This is a genomic window from Phyllobacterium zundukense (genome assembly GCF_025452195.1).
In the GTDB taxonomy this organism is placed as follows: domain Bacteria; phylum Pseudomonadota; class Alphaproteobacteria; order Rhizobiales; family Rhizobiaceae; genus Phyllobacterium; species Phyllobacterium zundukense_A.
In genome coordinates, this window is the sequence record NZ_CP104970.1 from 102,562 (window position 1) to 119,683 (window position 17,122).

At 54.9% G+C, this 17,122-nt stretch carries 14 protein-coding genes; 8 read left to right on the plus strand and 6 right to left on the minus strand.

The window, feature by feature from the left end; genetic code table 11:
* Positions 1 to 202: 202 nt before the first annotated feature.
* The 6 genes from N8E88_RS02270 to N8E88_RS02295 form a co-directional block, all read right to left on the minus strand.
* Positions 203 to 1,681 carry a sulfatase family protein gene (locus N8E88_RS02270; RefSeq protein ID WP_315975195.1) on the minus strand — a complete coding sequence of 493 codons (1,479 nt, stop codon included), beginning with the start codon at positions 1,679 to 1,681 and terminating at the stop codon, positions 203 to 205.
* Positions 1,682 to 1,948: 267 nt separating this feature from the next.
* The gene (locus N8E88_RS02275; RefSeq protein ID WP_262290913.1) at positions 1,949 to 3,322 is read right to left on the minus strand and encodes an aminotransferase; all 1,374 of its coding nucleotides are present in this window, start codon (positions 3,320 to 3,322) and stop codon (positions 1,949 to 1,951) included.
* A gap of 23 nt (positions 3,323 to 3,345) precedes the next feature.
* Positions 3,346 to 4,407, minus strand: coding sequence for an ABC transporter ATP-binding protein (locus N8E88_RS02280; protein WP_262290914.1), 1,062 nt, complete (start codon positions 4,405 to 4,407; stop codon positions 3,346 to 3,348).
* Positions 4,408 to 4,414: 7 nt separating this feature from the next.
* Positions 4,415 to 5,263, minus strand: a complete 849-nt coding sequence (locus N8E88_RS02285; protein ID WP_262290915.1) for a carbohydrate ABC transporter permease — start codon at positions 5,261 to 5,263, stop codon at positions 4,415 to 4,417.
* Positions 5,260 to 6,015, minus strand: coding sequence for a carbohydrate ABC transporter permease (locus N8E88_RS02290; protein ID WP_262290916.1), 756 nt, complete (start codon positions 6,013 to 6,015; stop codon positions 5,260 to 5,262). The genes N8E88_RS02285 and N8E88_RS02290 overlap by 4 nt, the downstream gene beginning before the upstream one ends.
* A gap of 163 nt (positions 6,016 to 6,178) precedes the next feature.
* A complete protein-coding gene (locus N8E88_RS02295) occupies positions 6,179 to 7,396 on the minus strand; it encodes an extracellular solute-binding protein (RefSeq protein WP_262290917.1) in 1,218 nt (405 codons plus the stop codon).
* 167 nt (positions 7,397 to 7,563) lie between these two features.
* Between N8E88_RS02295 and N8E88_RS02300 the strand changes: the two genes are divergently transcribed.
* The 8 genes from N8E88_RS02300 to N8E88_RS02335 all read left to right on the plus strand — a co-directional run bounded on the left by N8E88_RS02300 (position 7,564) and on the right by N8E88_RS02335 (position 17,110).
* Entirely contained in the window at positions 7,564 to 8,784 is a 1,221-nt protein-coding gene (locus tag N8E88_RS02300) for an ROK family transcriptional regulator (RefSeq protein ID WP_262290918.1), read from the plus strand.
* A gap of 803 nt (positions 8,785 to 9,587) precedes the next feature.
* Positions 9,588 to 10,289 carry an HAD-IA family hydrolase gene (locus tag N8E88_RS02305; RefSeq protein WP_262290919.1) on the plus strand — a complete coding sequence of 234 codons (702 nt, stop codon included), beginning with the start codon at positions 9,588 to 9,590 and terminating at the stop codon, positions 10,287 to 10,289.
* A gap of 562 nt (positions 10,290 to 10,851) precedes the next feature.
* Positions 10,852 to 11,598, plus strand: coding sequence for a metallophosphoesterase (locus tag N8E88_RS02310; protein WP_262290920.1), 747 nt, complete (start codon positions 10,852 to 10,854; stop codon positions 11,596 to 11,598).
* A 376-nt stretch (positions 11,599 to 11,974) separates the two neighbouring features.
* The gene (locus N8E88_RS02315) at positions 11,975 to 12,796 is read left to right on the plus strand and encodes a MurR/RpiR family transcriptional regulator (RefSeq protein ID WP_262290921.1); all 822 of its coding nucleotides are present in this window, start codon (positions 11,975 to 11,977) and stop codon (positions 12,794 to 12,796) included.
* Between the two features lie 87 nt (positions 12,797 to 12,883).
* The gene (locus N8E88_RS02320) at positions 12,884 to 14,032 is read left to right on the plus strand and encodes an ABC transporter ATP-binding protein (RefSeq protein ID WP_262290922.1); all 1,149 of its coding nucleotides are present in this window, start codon (positions 12,884 to 12,886) and stop codon (positions 14,030 to 14,032) included.
* A 1-nt stretch (position 14,033) separates the two neighbouring features.
* Complete coding sequence (locus tag N8E88_RS02325) at positions 14,034 to 14,984, plus strand: carbohydrate ABC transporter permease (protein WP_262290923.1); 951 nt, start codon at positions 14,034 to 14,036, stop codon at positions 14,982 to 14,984.
* Positions 14,981 to 15,814: a carbohydrate ABC transporter permease gene (locus tag N8E88_RS02330; RefSeq protein ID WP_262290924.1), complete on the plus strand. Its 834-nt coding sequence runs from the start codon at positions 14,981 to 14,983 to the stop codon at positions 15,812 to 15,814. The genes N8E88_RS02325 and N8E88_RS02330 overlap by 4 nt, the downstream gene beginning before the upstream one ends.
* Positions 15,815 to 15,853: 39 nt before the next feature.
* Positions 15,854 to 17,110, plus strand: coding sequence for an ABC transporter substrate-binding protein (locus N8E88_RS02335; protein WP_262290925.1), 1,257 nt, complete (start codon positions 15,854 to 15,856; stop codon positions 17,108 to 17,110).
* The last annotated feature ends 12 nt before the right edge of the window (positions 17,111 to 17,122 follow it).

Consider the following 17,122-nt stretch of genomic DNA (forward strand, 5'->3'; position numbering starts at 1 on the left):
ATCAATGTGAGTAACGTTTGGTTTCCCAAGCCTCCCAAGGCAACTTGGCTGTCGTCGCGCAAAGCTCAACGGCAGCCATTTTTTTCGCGACCATAGCGTTCCATCGGTTTCACAATCACTCTGCCGTCGGCAACACGTGCCTCTCGGGTGCGCCGTTAGGATCTGGTAAAGCAGTTCCACAAGGTGGTCTTACGCCTCGGCGTTAGTAGTCCTCAATTCTTTCTGGACCGGACCCACTTCTAAGCATCATTGCGGAAAAGCTGCTCTCCAAAAGGCCGACTTTCAACTCCCGATGATGGACGCTCTCCCAAAGATCATCATGCTCATTGGGATCCTCCTGATGATCGAACAGCTCTCCTATTCCGACATCATGGTACACATTTAGTTTGTAACGGCCATCATAGTACATCGATGCCCGCGAGCCCCGGCTTCCCCGAAAACGCAGGGAATTGTGATACTCACTGACGACGTATGGCTTGTGGTAATCCAATGAGGTTTTGCCGAGCAGGATTTGGTCGAGCGACAGTCCTTGCATAGCCTTGGGGATCTCAAGCCCCGATAACGAGAGCAACGTTGGCGCAATATCGACCAGTTCGACAAGTGCATTCGACACCGATCCATGTACTGAGCTGCCGGGTACGGAAATCACGAGTGGCACATGCACCACGCCCTCGTAGAACCGGCAGCCTTTGTAGAGCAGCCCATGGTCACCCATCATATCACCATGATCGCTCATGAAGACGATGATCGTGCGATCAAGCTGCCCGGTTTCCGTCAGAACATCTATTATGCGGCCGACCAGATCGTCCACTTGAGCCACTTCCGCGTGGTAGGCGGCTCTCATCTCCCATATATTGAAGCTGGTAGGCGGCGCTTCATGCGTGGGGCCTGCCAATTCATCATTGTGCGCCTCACCCACGTCTGTTGCCGCCTCCCAAGGATCCACGGCGAACTTCGCCTGCTGATCTACTTTTTCGAATTTCTTGTGGTGCTCGAGATCGATCGGCTTGAAGGCTGGATCAGGCATATCACTTGGGTTGAACCGCCTGAGGTAGTCTGGTGGGGGATTGAGGGGCGGATGAGGTGCGTCGATGTTGATCCCCAGATACCAACTGCGATTGGAATGCATCTGGATGAAACGCTCAGCCCGATCTCCTGCCCAACGCGCCTGCCGATATTCTGCTGCCGGTCCCGGACCATAGTGTTGGTCAAGATACGGTTTGAAGTAGGCCTCGGGGTCGACCCCTTTCGACCACATCCACGCATGATAGTCGTGGTTTCCGGACCATTCTGGAAATGGCTCAGGACTCCAGTAGAATTCGGCAAAACCGTCGTCAGGGCGCTTCTCTATCATACGACGCGTGGCAGACAGATGCAGCTTTCCTATGTGGCCTGTATAGTATCCGGCATTCGCCATCAATTTCGGGAGCAAAACGAGATGCGAAGGAAATGCACCTGCGCCGTTCTGATGCACCTGGTGTGCGATCGGATACAACCCTGTCAGGAAGCTCGTTCGGCTCGGCGTACAGATAGGGCTTTGACAATATGCGCGGCTAAACGCTGTTCCCCTCGCCGCCAAGCGGTCAATATTGGGAGTTTGCGTGCCCTTGAACCCTAGACACTGCAACGTGTCCCAACGTTGTTGATCACTGCAAATCCAGACAATATTAAAGTTGCTCAACTCTGGTCCTCCAAGCGTGATACAAGGCCAAGTCCTGTGACCTACCGTCCGTCGTCAAGCGCGTCACCGGTGGCGATATCATAAGTAGTTCAAGTATCCAGCCCGGATACCCTCCGCATCAGTCTATTATGCTCCAAGGCGGCTTTCGGGTTAGCGCCCCAACCACCGCCTTTTTCATAGCGCCAGTCCGCTTCTGAACGCGCGGATGTTGAAGCACGCCTTTGAGACAAGTAACCTAACGAACGTCAGTGAGGGCGTGACCTTGGTCTAGGCGTAAAGCGTCTTTTCGAGCTCCGCTATACTCTTGTCGAACAGATCCGCCAGTTCATCCGCCTCACCCTCAGACAGGATAAGAGGCGGTGCGAAACCCAAGATATCACCCATGCACCGTGCGATGAGCCCGTTCCGGTAGGCAATCCTGTCGAATGTCGCTCCTGCCTGCTTTTCGACATCGAACGGTTCCTTGGTTTGCTTGTCCTTGACGATTTCAATTCCCAACATAAGACCTGCACCCCGGACTTCGCCCAAGATGGGAGATCTTGCCGCGGTCTCTTCGAAGCGGTTGCGTAGCCGGGTGCCGATCTTTTGGACCTTTTCCGGAATGTTCATTTCTTCGTAAATCTTGATGGCTTCCAGGGCGACGGCGACGCCCACGGGGTGGCCAGAATTGGTGAAGCCATGACCGAAGGCCCCGCCTTGTTTGTTGAATTCCGCTACGGCGTCGTAGATTTTCGGAGCGAGAACGACCGCAGCAATTGGGAAGTACGAGGACGAAAGACCTTTTGCCAATGCCATCATGTCGGGCTGCATTCCAACAAGATCTTTGCCAAACCACTTACCTGTGCGCCCAAAACCGCAGACGATTTCGTCATCCAGGCACAATATATCATACTTGTTCAGAACCTCCTGAATGCGCTGAAAATAGCCTGCCGGAGGGACGATAATGCCACCGCCTGCGTAGACAGGTTCGGCTATGAAAGCTGCAATGGTCTCAGGGCCCTCTCTGACAATCAGGTCCTCAAGCTCGCGCGCCAGCCGTTCCACATACGTGGCTTCATTTTCCCCCTCCTGCATTCCACGATAGCTGTAGGGCGCGGAAGTATGCAGGAAGCCGGGCAGGGGAAGACCGAATTCCCGATGCATGAAATCCAGTCCGCACATGGATGCGGCCGCGATAGTAGAACCATGGAATGCGCGGTCGCGGGCGATTATCTTCCGCTTACCCGGCTTGCCATGCACCGTGTGATAGATCCACGAGAGTTTCACCATCGTCTCATTTGCCTCGGAGCCTGACGTGGTGAAGTAGCTTTTCCCACCTTTCATTCCGGTCAGTTCTACAAGTTTCTCCGAGAGGTTTGTGGCGCCTTCGCCTGTGCGCTGGAAGAATGTGTGGTAGTAAGGAAGTTCGTCGTACTGGGCCTTTGCTGCCGCGATGAGACGCTCATTCGAGAAACCGAGCGTTGCGCACCAGAGCCCCGCCATTCCCTCAATATAGGCTTTGCCCGTATTGTCATACACGCGCACACCTTCGCCTCTCGTCACGATCAGCGGCCCCTGTTCTTCAAAGCGTCTCGGGTTCGTCTGTGAATGCAACTGGAACTGAATGTCTCGCTGCGCGATTGAGTTTGATATCGTCGTCATTGGCATGCCTCGTTTGGACAGTGTTACACTCGGAGACCAGTCTTCTGGTCGAACAGAAAGAGGTGAGAAAGATTTATGTCGAAGCCGATCTGGCTGCCGGGGTTCAAGCGGATGAACCCGGGGACTGAAGCGGTAAGCCGGCCACCGGCCCAACGTAGCGCCACATGGGTCGAGGGACCTACAGGCTGCACGAAAAGGACTTCCGCTTTCCGTTCGAAGTCACCCAAGACCACGTGCTCTGGCCGCAGGCCTACCTCCACACTTCGCGTACCTTTCGGTAGGTCACGTCGTTCCAGCCGCAATTCGACGTCGTTGATCGCGAGAATTGAAGCATCGTCCGACACACGCAGCTCAGCAGGCATGAGTTCGATTTGCGGATTGCCAATGAACGTGGCGACATACCTCGTGCGGGGCTGAAGATATATTTCGTCTGGCGACCCAAACTGTTCGACCCGTCCTTGGTACATGACGGCGATGCGGTCGGAGATTGAAAGTGCCTCTTCCTGATCGTGGGTCACGAAGATCGAGGTGACTCCGAGCCGCTCATGTAGCTGCTTTATCTCTGCGCGCGTTTTGACGCGCAGCGATGCATCCAGATTCGAAAAGGGTTCGTCGAAGAGAAACAGCCGCGGTTCGCGCACTATCGCGCGGCCGATTGCCACGCGCTGCTGCTGCCCGCCGGACAATTGCCCGGGCAACCGCTGCAATACGTGCCCCAATTCCAAAGCTTCGGCGACGACCGCGACGCGCCTGTCTATTTCAGAACGGTCTAACCCCCGCATCTTGAGCGTAAAGCCGATATTTTGGGCAACGGTCATGTGCGGATAAAGCGCATAGTTCTGGAACACCATGGCAGCGTCGCGCTGCACAGGCGAGAGCTCGTTGATCCTCTTACCGTCCAGAAGTATATCGCCTGAGGAGCAATCCTCCAGGCCGGCGACCATGTTGAGAGTTGTTGTCTTTCCGCAGCCTGAAGAACCAAGCAGGGTAATGAACTCACCTTTATCGATCGACAGGTTTATGTTCTTGCAGACCTCGACCGCGCCGAACGACTTGCAGACGTCTTTGAGAATTATGTGTGACATGGAAGCATTACCCTTTTGTCATGCCGTCTGCGAAGCCACGGATGATCCTGTTACGGAATACGATTGCCAGCAGCATGACCGGCACGATGCTTACAGCTGCCGCAGCCATCATCTGACCGAAAACGGTCTGATACTGCCCGGCAAAATTGGCGATCACGAGCGGCACCGTCTGCGCGTTCTGGCGCGTGAGAATGAGGGCGAAGAAGAACTCATTCCAGGCTTCGACGAACGCGAATACGGCCGCGGCGGTAAGCGGAGGAACGGAAATCGGCAGAACGATGTACCAAAAAGTCTGAACTACGTTCGCTCCATCGATTGCGGCAGCTCGCTCAATACTTGGGGGTATCGCCTGGAAGAACCCGCGAAGAATCCAGATGACGATCGGAAGGTTGAAGGAGAGATATACAACACCCAGAGCCAGAACGTTGTCGATCAAGCCCAACTTACTGATCAGCAAGAACAACGGAATGGCGATGGCGATCCCGGGCAACATTTGCGTCGCCAGTACCAAAAAGGCAATCGCATTGGCGCGTGGCAGTGAAAGCCGTGCCAAAGCATACGCTGCAGGTGCACCGAGCGTCAGGGCTATCGACGTCGAAAACAGGGAAACTATGAATGAATTCAAGATGCCCGATGCCAGCGATGCCGCGGATTTTGAGACCGTAACGTAATTCTCTATGGTTAGATCCGAGAGTGACAAATTCAACGGTTGCGCAATGAGCGCGTTTTGTTTGATGACACTGGAAAAGAAGAGCCAAACAATCGGCGCGGCTGACCAGACGACGAACAACGCCAGGCAAAGGACGATGAAGCTTTGAAAAAGCCATCCTCCGTTTCGATAATGTTGGAAGCTCATCGCCCAGCCCCCGTGCTCTTAGGCGAAATGACCACTATGTAGACGATGGCGAGCGCGAAAGTTGTGACAAAGATCAGATTAGCGATCGCAGCTCCGCTTCCGAATTGGAGGAAGTTGAAGGTCGTCCGATAGGCGAGAAAGTTCATGGATACCGTTCCATCTGCTGGGCCACCACGGGTCAGAACAAAAACGATATCGAATACGCGCAGAGCCCAGATGGTCTGCAGGATGACCGCGATTGCGATTGCGGATTTCATCGAGGGCAAGGTCACCGCGAGAAACATTTGCATTCGACTTGCGCCATCCATGTACGCAGCCCGATAGAGCGTTTGCGGAACCCTTTGGAGACCAGCCAACAGCAGGAGCGCAATGAATGGGACTGACTTCCAGATATCGACAAGGAGAAGGAAATTCAGCGCTGACCGGGGCGTTCCGAGCCAAACCTGGTTATGCTGGATAAGGCCCATGCCGGTCAGTAGACTATTTAGAATGCCGTAGTTGGAGTTGAGAATCCATTTCCACAGCACAGCGTTGGCAACAGGAGCAATCGCCCATGGAACGATCAATAGAATGCGAAATATGCCGTTACGCCCGAGCGGATGTTGCAGTAAAACTGCGATACCGAGGGCTATTATTGCGACACACACCACCTCTACCGCGGTGAAGTATAGTGTGTTGCCCAGCGCTTTTATGAAAGTGCTATCGCTGAACAACAACACATAATTGTCGAGATCCAACCCAAGATCGCTCAAGGAGCCCTCCTGCCAGCCGGACCCGTTGAAACGCAAGTATGAGGGATTCGAGGATCGGGAATGCAAGAACCGCAGCTAGTACGAGGAGGGCAGGCGCGATAAACAGAACACCGACCAGCCGCCGGTGTTGCTCAAAAGTCTGAGAAGCTGACATAGCATCGCCTCAGCTGCGTTGCTTCACAATAGCGGCAACCATGTCTTGGGCAGATTTCAAAGCCTCGGCGGCCGTGGCTTGCCCCTGCAGCGCCTTTTGTATTTCCGTACCGAGCGCCTGCGTAACCTGATTGTGCTCTGGTGTGATAAAGTTGTTGTAGGGATGTTTCGCCTGCTCCAAAACAGTTGCAGCGTTGGGCAGCTTAGCCTGGACCTCCGGATCTTGAAGAACGGACAGCCGGATCGGGAGCCAGCCGGTGTCAAGCGCCTGCCGTTTTTGAACATCCTTATCCAGATAAAACTCAACGAGTTTCTCAGCTTTGGCGATGTTCGGGCTGGTCTTTGATATCACCCAAGCGTCGGTGCCATCCACCGAAGCAGTGCCGGCCGGACCGGCCGGTAACAAGGCACAACCCAATTTACCCGCAACTTTTGATTGATTTGGATCCTGCGCGGGATTCCACATGAAGGGCCAATTCATCATCATCGATGCACGGCCAGAAATAAAAACGTTGCTGGCGTCATTGATACCCACATAGGAAATGGAACCGGGATCTGTGCCCGCAGCCGTCAGGTCGATCATCATCTGCAGAGCGGCAACGCCATATTCGTTGTTGAAACTCGGCTGACCGGCGTCGTCAAACATTTTTCCGCCAGCCTGCTGCAGGAACGCCATCCAGTAGGTGCCGCCGAGGCTGGTCGGGTCGCCGTAGTTGGCAACAAAGCCAAACCTTCCATCGCGGGAAAGCTCCTTCGTGTAGCGCTTGAATTCGTCCCAATCTTTTGGAGGCTCTTTAATGCCGGCCTGCTCGAGATGCTCTTTATTGAAGAACAGGGTCAGCAGAGACAAGGTGAACACCGCACCATACCGTTTGCCGTTCCATTTCACCGTCTCAAAGCTAGAAGGCGGCATGTCCTGGACGAGGTCATCTGGGAGCCGATCAGCAAAGGGCTCAAGAAAATCTGCAAACTCCGGCACCCAGCCGCACATGTATATGAGGTCCCAAGGAGAGGAGCCTGACGCGAACGCGGTCGCCATGCGATCATGGAGCTGGGGCCACGCTATGAGTTCATAGTTGACCTCTGAGCCGTTCGCGGCCTTCCACGCGTTGAATGCATCAAGTGCAAATTGCGCAGCGCCCGGTGGCGCCGGGTCGGGCGGGAGTGGGCCGAAGACGTTGAGGCTGGCTGATTGCGCCTTTGCCGCCTGAAGTCCGGCGCCTGTCATCGCCAGGAGTGATCCACAGGCGGCTGCGGATGCAAGAAACCTGCGGCGGTTGAAGGAATTCATTGTTTGCATATTTTTGCCCTCTGGAATTTTACAAGGGAAACATGTCACAAGGAACAAACCCGGTCAATAATTATTCTGTCAACTTGACATATTAAGGTGCAATCATGATGCTGAGCGCAACTAACGCATTGAAGTCCAAGAGTATTAACCTCTGGGTTGTCTTTGAAGAAGTGCGACGAAATGGACCTCTTCCTCGCATTCGAATCTCGGATGCGACCGGTCTGTCGCGCCAAGCCACGTCCGACATCGTGGAAGAGTTGATAGACCTGGGCTTTCTGCGACAGGAAAAGACGCGTGTGCGGCAGGTCGGCAAGCCACCCGTACCAATAGCGCTAAATCCCAAAGGGGGCTTCAGCTTCGGCTTCCATGTTGATGAGGGGCGGCTTGCCTATGTAGAGCAAAATCTTCTCGGTGAGGTAATCAGAAGTGGTGACTTAGCCATTGCTCGAATGGATATCGAAGAGATTAGCGACCTGATAAAGGAACAAACGATCTCTATGATCGAGAGCACGCGATTCAAGAAAAGCCACTTTCTCGGGGTGGGGCTTGCAACCCCTGGCCCGTTCGGTGAAAGCGTTATTCATCCGCCGCATCTGGTCGGGTGGGACGGTGCCTTGTTGAGAGACCACTTGGGAAGGAACTTGGAGTACCCGGTCATTCTTGCCAACGAGGGCCAATGCGCTATTACGGCAGAAGCATATTTCGGCGAAACCGCGTCAAAGTACACCGACTTTGTCTATATTTCGCTGGGGAAGGGGTTGGGAAGTGCATCGATGATCGATCGAATGGCGTTCGGTGGCGCCCACGGAAACGCGGGAGAATTTGGCCATACAATAGTCGTGCCCAACGGCAATAAGTGTGTTTGCGGAAAGCGCGGTTGTCTTGAAACCTATGTGTCGATGACCTCATTGAAACGATTTCTCAACAGGCAGGGCGATCCTGTCCAATCTTTTGCTGAACTTGAGTCTCGTTATTCGGCCGAACATTCGCTTGTTGCAGAATGGATTCAGGACGCGTCCGAGCCATTACGCAATGGCCTGAGCACCTTGGAAAATCTATTCGAACCAGAGACAATGATGTTCGGAGGAGATGCACCCAACTGGCTAATCGATGCCCTTTTTCAGGCGGTTCAGCCGCTTTATCCTTCTCTTCGGCGGACAGATTCTGCTCAGCCGCGACTGATCAGATCAGAGTTTGGTGCTGACGCGATGCCGCGGGGTGCTGCCTATTTGCCCGTACTCGCGTACTTGAATCCCCGCTTCAGAGCATCAAGCCATCGCGCGAGCCTCTTCTCAAAGCCGGACATCGATAGCAAGGTGCCCTAGGCACAACAGAGGCGTTTCGCATTAGGTTAGCCACCACAGTTCACCGCACCCAAATGAAATAAAGCACCACCAAACTGCGCCTGCAGTACGTCTTCGTACGCAACTAGGCAGCCACTTTGAAGGCCCGTGCGCTCATCAGCGGCTAGATCCTCCATGGTTCCATGAGAACATGTCCACACCATTCCTGCCTGGCGCGTGGTTGCTGCGGGATTGTCTTTAATGATGTTGGTTTGGAACCAGGCTTTTAACGCTTCGACTTCGGGGAGTTGCTGCTGTTTTTGCCATGCCCCCTATGGGCACTTTTCCTCTTCGGCAAGCGCGCCCACGGAACGACGGAAGCTGGGCAAGCCAACGGTCCTCTCCGGAGGGTCGTCACTGACACAATTTTAACAAATGGAGTAAAATTCCATTGAATGGCTGGCCAAGATGGAGTAGTACTCCACAACGCCCTGGATGATCTGAACAGGCATTTGATGGGCGAGTAATGTTGAATTTTCATTTGGCTTATGCTGGATGATTGAAGCAGAAGGTTAACTTTGAAGAAGCGCATGCTCAGACGCGCTCGTCTATGAGGGTCTAGGCACTCCTTGACGTGGCGAGCACTACAACACGGCGGCAAAAGTAAACCCCAGCAATAGGAACTCAATCTGGCTACGAGATTCCGCTCGTCAGCCAGGAATGGGTCCTATCGTCATGCGACCGTTGCAAATCGCCCAGGTCAACAGGCAATCGAGGGGCCCGACTGAAAGGCCATGACGGTTCAACAGAAGTCCTTTGGAACATTTAATTAGCAAGGATGAAACATGCCATTTGAACTACTGATCTGCGATTGCGACGGGGTGCTCGTCGACAGCGAGGTGCTCGCCTGCCGCGTCGATGCGGAGGAACTTGCTGGGCGAGGATTTGACAGCTATCCGCTAGAGAAAATTCTTACGCGGTTCGTCGGAGTCTCTCAAGGCGATATGATAAAAGCCATCGAAGCAGAAACCGGCAAAACAATCGGAGCTGATTTTATTCTCAGCGTTACAAATCGCGTTCAGGAAGCGTTGAAAAACGACCTGTTGCCGCTGCCTGAGGTCGGGAAAATACTTGGCGAGTTGAAAATTAAAAAATGCGTAGCGTCTAGCAGCGCTCCAAAGAAACTCGATCTCGCACTTGATGTCACGGGATTAACGAATCATTTTGCACCGCATGTTTACAGCGCTGTTCTCGTCAAACACGGCAAACCTGCACCTGATCTGTTTCTGTATGCGGCGCGAGATATGCAAGTGCCACCTGATCGTTGCTGCGTAATTGAAGACAGCCCCGCGGGGGTGGCTGCCGGCATTGCCGCAGGAATGTCAGTCATCGGTTTCACCGGTGGCGCGCACTGCCTGAATGGCCACGGCGAGAGGCTGCTGGCTTTAGGGGCGCACGCAGTCGCGCAACGATGGAGCGAAATCCCCAACCTTTTGAGCATGCTTGCAAGTTCGGCGGTTGCCCCACAGGCGTGTGGAACCTTTTAGATAGGTAACTTTCAACAATCCGGCGGCCATCACAGTGTGCGTTGCGGTCCCCCTAGGTTCGCAATTTCTCCGGAGCGACGAATTCCGTCAGGCACGCTATCGCGGAAATCGGGAGTTTTACTCCACTTGACATAAAAATGAAGAAAAGCTCCATTAAAAAGAGGTCGCGTCAATTTTAAAGGCAGCTAGCACATGGGAACGACGGTTTCTATTCACGCATCTCGACAAGCACCGGCTTCACCTAGGCGCTCAAAGAGATGGGACTCGACGTTTATGCATGAGCTTCGATACTGTTCCCGTCCATAAAGTGCAGAATGTTACGGGACATTATTGGTACATCACCCAAGCGGCATTGCCGACAACTCGGCGCATTGGGATAAGTTCATTGTAGGTGGTTCGGCGCGGAGCTCTTACCGTTGGAAACCTGACTGTCACCACAACCAATCGCCTATTTCACCATTCAATCTCTCACCGCCCCCTTGCACGAACTTCGACGCGGAGTCGCGCGCTATATAAGTGACGAACCATGCAAAAAATCATACACATAACGGATCCCCATTTAGTGGCACCTGGCACGATGCTTTACGGCATCGATCCGGCGCAAAGATTACGCGATACCTTAACTCATGTGTCACGCGTCCATGCCGACGCAAAGCACATCCTCATGACAGGGGATCTCGCTGATACCGGCGATCCTGCGGCTTACATGCTCCTTCGCGACATCCTGTCGAAGGTTCGGCTGCCAATTTATCTGACCATCGGCAATCATGATGACCGCGGTGCATTCAGGGATGTCTTCGGTGGAGAAGGCTTTGTTCAAGCTGCGGTAGACCTCGATGATTGGCGCGTTGTCCTGCTTGATACGAAGGACGACGTGAGTCATTTCGGTTGTCTCGGTGGTGGCCGCTTTGAATGGCTGGAAGAGCAGATTGCCGATGCCGCAGGTCGACCGATCGTCCTTGCTATGCACCACACGCCAGGCAACATGCATGTACCCTGCTTCAAAACGAGTGATATGAAGGAAACGGATCGGTTCTTTTCCATAGTCACCCGGACATCATCGGTCCGCCACATGCTCTTCGGACACCGGCACGTTGCTGCAGGTGGCACTTTGTCGGGAATATCTTTCACTGCCAGTCGTGGCACCGCGCAGCATATCGTCCTGGATTGGGAACAGTATGGTAAGCCAATATTCGTTGCGGCGGCACCGTCGTACGACGTTGTGATGCTAGACCGGAGAGATGTCGTGGTTCATCGTCACGAAGGACTTGAGATGCTGCCTGTCATTCGCGCCGGAGACCCGAAATGATAACTTCTCATCTGGAAGCTGCCCGCAGTCGCATCAGTTTCAACTGATCATCTTCGATTTCGATGGGACGCTGCTGGAAGGTAAGATCATGGCCTCGAAGATCATCACGGTAAGGCTTGCGGCTGAGGCGTTCATGCGCAGCCGGACGACATCACGACAATGCTTTCCGGAACCGAACGGGATGATCAGCAACCGTATCTCGGGAAGTTGTCAGGTGTGAGTACCCCAATTTGACGTAGCTCATTTTTTTAAGAAAGGGTCCCGGTCAATCCAGCCGCCAGATTTCATAAGATTGTGCTACCTCGTACCCAAGGGCGATTCACGCTTCGAGGCGGTGACATGTATGTTACCTTGGGCATAATAAGGAAAAGCTATCTTGGCAACGAACATCAACTCACCTGCACCTGCAACGGCGGGCCGGCACGAGAGCATTCTGGCGCGTCTGCAAGAGGACATCGGTAGTCTCCCGAACGCGCTGGCTCGCATTACCAAGTACATTCTGGAAAACCCCGAGAAGGTGTTGCATCACTCAGTCGCAGAGTTAGGTGAATTTGCGGGCAGCGGTGAAGCAAGCATAGTGCGGCTTTGCCGACTGATTGGCTTTTCCGGCTACCGGGATTTCAAGCTCGCTCTGGCCGCAGAGATCGGCCGTCCGGGACTGCCATCCGCCGTTCGTGAAAATGCGGATAGCGCCGCACAAAAGTTGCATGATACGATGGTTCAAAACCTCGCCATTGCGCATGGCAACAGCGATCGCGAGGCGCTCAAAAAGGTCGCAGCAGCTCTTGCCGCTAGCAGAAGGATCGATCTTTACGGAGCGGGCCTGTCAGGTTTAACTGCTGAACTGCTTGCCTATCGGCTGTTGCGTGTAGGGCTGACCGCCTTGGCATTCAGAAACTCGAGCATGGCTCACGAAGTTGCTAATGGCCTTGGGCCAGGATGTGTGGCGATCGGGCTCTCGATCTCAGGGCTTTCGGTCGACACCGTGCAGTTTCTGAAGGGCGCTCGCTCCGCGGGTGCCCTGACCGTTGCCATTACCAACCGGGCTCGCAGTCCGCTGGGTACGGCAGCAGACTTTACGCTGCAGGCATCGGGGCTTCATGACCGCCCCATCGGTGGCACACTGACCCCTGTGGTCGGCAAGATCTTCGTGATCGAGAGCCTCATTCAGACATTGGTGGAGGAAATGGAGAATTAGTTTGCAAAATGAAACTAAACTCCATAATGTCACAAAAATGAAATAAAACACCATTAAAGCTGATGCCGACCGAAAGGGAACCGGGAAATGGCGGCTTTAGACATCGACCTCGACAACATCAGCAAGCGCTATGGAGCGACGCACGTGCTCAGCGGTGTTTCGCTCAAAGTCGCCGCTGGTGAATTTGTCACGCTGCTTGGACCGTCCGGCTGCGGGAAATCCACCCTCCTGCGAATCATAGCTGGTCTGGAGCGGGCCGATGAAGGGCATGTGCGAGCAGGCGGACGGGCCTTAGATACCGTCGCTCCGAAAGATCGGGACCTTGCCTTCGTGTTCCAAAGCTATGCGCTTTATCCGCATCTGAGCGTTTACGACAATATCGCCGCTCCATTGATCATGCGCGAACTGACCAGCCTGGAACGCCTTCCCGTCATAGGTACTTTGCTGCCGGGAGCTATTCAACGCAACCGCTTGATCGAAGAGCGGGTTCGGCAGACCTCAGCACTGCTCAAGCTCGATGCGCTGCTCGATCGCCGGCCAGCGGCGCTTTCCGGCGGGCAGCGCCAACGGGTGGCTTTGGGCCGCGCTATGGTCCGAAACCCCAAGATCTTCCTGATGGACGAACCGCTGGCGAACCTTGATGCCGCGCTACGCATTCATACACGTGGCGAGATCGCCAGGCTGCACAAGGAAATGGGAACGACGACGTTGTTTGTCACCCATGACCAGGCGGAGGCGGCAGCCCTTTCGGATCGCGTCGCCATCATGTTTGGTGGTGAGATCCGCCAAGTCGCGAAACCTGCGGATCTTTATCGCGACCCGGTTGATCTCGATGTTGCCCGGTTCCTGGCCCAGCCATTCCTGAACGAGCTGCCTGTCGCTGCTCCGACCGGTGGCGGCCTGATGATCGGGAGCAGCAGGATCATTATCAGCGACGCACTTGGTAACCAGGATGCTGGCACACTAGCGTTCCGACCGGAACATGCATCACTCGTCGGCGATGATCAGCCAGGCGCCTTAACCGTTCAAGTCGCGCGGATAGAGCATGCCGGGACTGACGCTTACATTTTTGCCAACGCTGAAATTGGCCGGCAGTTCGTCGTCCGGATCACTGCTGAACGCGCACAGTCCCTGCGTGGCGGGCAGACCGTGGGGTTGTGCATCGATCCGGAAAGGGCATGGTTCTTCCCCTCGAACGGGTCCCGACAGCGGCGCGACCAGAGCAAGGCGGCATGATATGGCCGTGGTCAGCGACACTCCAATCCAAGCTTTGCCCGTCGTTTCAACCAGCTACCGGTTTGCTCGGGCCCAGGCGCGGGCTGGCCTCATTCTGACACTGCCCGCGACAGTGCTGATTGCCGCTCTCCTGATCGGTCCTGCAATCCTCGTCTTCATCCTGTCGTTCACCGACGCTTCACTCGGTCTGGCAGGGGCTCGATTTGTCGGTCTCGGCAACTATGCGCGCATGTTGACCGATCCCGGCTTTTCCCACAGTCTGCGCAACACAGCGATTTATGTTCTTGTGGTCGTGCCGACATCGATCGGGTGGGGCCTTTTGATCGCTCTCCTGATTGCCCGTTCTCCTTTTGCTATCTTATACCGGACCGCCTATTTCCTGCCGGTGGCAGCGACATTGGTGGCTCTCGCTACGGCATGGGAAGCAATTCTGCATCCGAGCCTCGGTTTCGCTAATGCACTGCTGCAGCTTCTGGGTGCGTCGCCGGTCAGGTTTCTGTCCGATCCGGCCACAGCCATTTATGCACTTTCAGCAATCGGAATATGGCAACTCGTTGGTTTCAACATGATCCTCTTCCTTGCTGGTCTTTCGACAATCCCAGAAGAGCTCTATGAAGCCGCAGCGATCGATGGGGCGGACAGAGGCGTGAAGCGTTTCCTGCTCGTAACCTGGCCGATGTTGGCACCGGTAACACTATTCGTCGCAGTGATGACGATTATCCGAGCATTTTCGGTCTTTGAGACGGTTGCAGTTCTGACAAAAGGCGGACCGATGAAGTCCACCTCTGTCATCCTCTACACCTTTTATGAAGAAGGCTTCCGTTTCTTCCGTGTGGGATATGCGTCGGCAATCGCGGTTTCATTTTTCATCTTCGTGACCGTCCTGTCTCTCATCCAGATGCGCATCTCCGAACGCCGCTCGCGCGTTAGCACGAATGGAGACAAGTCATGATTGTAAGGCAATCTTTCGCATCGTCCCTTGCCTCGCATGCTGTGCTCCTGACCGGTGCGATCATCATGGTCTTTCCGTTTTTCTGGATGCTGCTTGCCTCGCTGACGCCACAGAGCCAGATTTTCAGCGGCAGTCTTTTGCCGATTCCCACGTTCAACGGCGCAATCGAGAATTACAGCGCTGTCCTTTCCGCTATCCCTCTTCTGCGTTTCATGGGAAACGGCATTATTGTATGCGTTGCAATCCTTGTGCTGCAGATAGCGGTCGCTATTCCCTCCGGCTATGCGCTCGCCAAGTTGTCCTTCCCTGGCAGGCCGTTTCTCCTCGGTGCCGTCCTCCTCGGGCTTCTGGTACCGGTGCAGATCCCAACCATCCCTATTTACATTGCGCTGGCAAAATCCGGGCTGCTCAACAGCTATCCCGCTCTGGTCCTTCCCTGGATCATCTCGGCATTTGCAATCTTCCTGTTCCGTCAGTTCTTCGTAACCTTTCCAGACGAGGTGCTCGACGCGGCGCGACTGGATGGCTTTAGCGAACTGTCGATCGCGTGGCGGATCATGCTGCCTGCGGCCTGGCCTGCGGTCGCCTCCTTTTCGATCTTCTCCATCGTGGCTCATTGGAATGATCTCTACTGGCCGCTTGTGGTGACGACTGATCCCAACATGATGACACCCTCGCTCGGGATCGCCTATTTCCGGCAAGCGGGCGAGGGTGCCGGTAACGTTGGGGCACTGATGGCCGGGGGCGTTCTCGTAACTGCGCCCTTGGTCGCTCTTTTCCTTCTCATGCAGAAGCATTTTATACGGGGCCTGGTGCTCGGCCGACATTAGCTCCGTTTCAAACCCTATCTCAAACCTTAGGAGAGCAATGTGAAAACAAATGCAACGATCCTTGCTGCCGGTATGATAGCCGCGCTAGCAGCCGTGCCGGCGAAAGCCGAGACGAAACTCGACGTTTACTACGCGTGGCCCGAACACGAAGTAATCCATAAACCGATCGCCGATCGCTTTATGGCAGACCATGCGGACGTCAAGATCAGCTTCCGGGCAGCAGCGCCAAGCTACGACGAGGCCGTCCAGACGCTGATCCGCCAGAGCATGGCGGGCGAGTTGCCGGACGTCCATTATGTGGGCTTCAACGTGCTGCGCCCGCTCGTAACGCGTGGGCTTTTAAAACCCATCGACGATCTCGTCTCCTCCGATCATTTGGCGGACAAGGGCTACACGGATCAGGTTTTGTCGCTCGCCACGATTGACGGACATGTGTACGGGCTGCCATTTGCTATGTCGACGCCGGTCGTCTACTTCAACGCTGATCTCGTGAAAAAGGTCGGCGGCGATCCTAGTAAGATTCCGAACGACTGGGAGAACTTCATCGCTCTTGCAGCAAAGATCGGAGCGCTGGGCGATGGTATTTCCGGCATGTACTATCAGCTCGGCTCTGACGACTGGGCGACGCAGAACCTTGTGCGTAATTTCGGCGGCCAGATGATGGACGACAAGGAGAGCGATATCGCTTTCGACGGTCCCGCCGGTCAGGCTGCGGTCAAGCTCTTCAAGCGGTTCCACACCGACGGTGCCCAGCCGGCGATCGACTCGAATGCCGCGCGCCAGCTGTTCACCTCCGGCAAGCTCGGCTTCTTCTTTGCCTCAGCCGGCAGCGTCAGCGGTTTCGAAAAGGAAATCGGAAACCGGTTTACGCTGAAGACGGCCCAGCAGCCGCTCGGCGCCGACAATGCCACGATGCCGACCGGCGGCATGGTGGCTGTGATCCTCACAGAAGACGCAGCCAAGCGCGCCGCGGCCTGGGATTACGTCAAGTTTGCTACGGGCCCTGAAGGCCAGAGCATCGTCGTGCCAAATACCGGATATATGCCGACCAACACCCTTGCGCTCGATAAGGATCATCTCGGTAGCTTTTACGAAAAGAACCCGAACTGGTATACGAGCGTGCTCCAGACACCGCGCGCCCGCCCGTGGTTCTCATGGCCTGGTGACAACGGCGTTGAGATTGGGCAACTCCTTCGCGACGAGATGACGGCAATCGCGCTTGGTTCCAAGGAACCAGAAGCGGCCTTGGCAGACATGGCTACCGGAGTCCGCGCACTCCTGCCCAAGACAAACTAGTTCTCCCCAGGG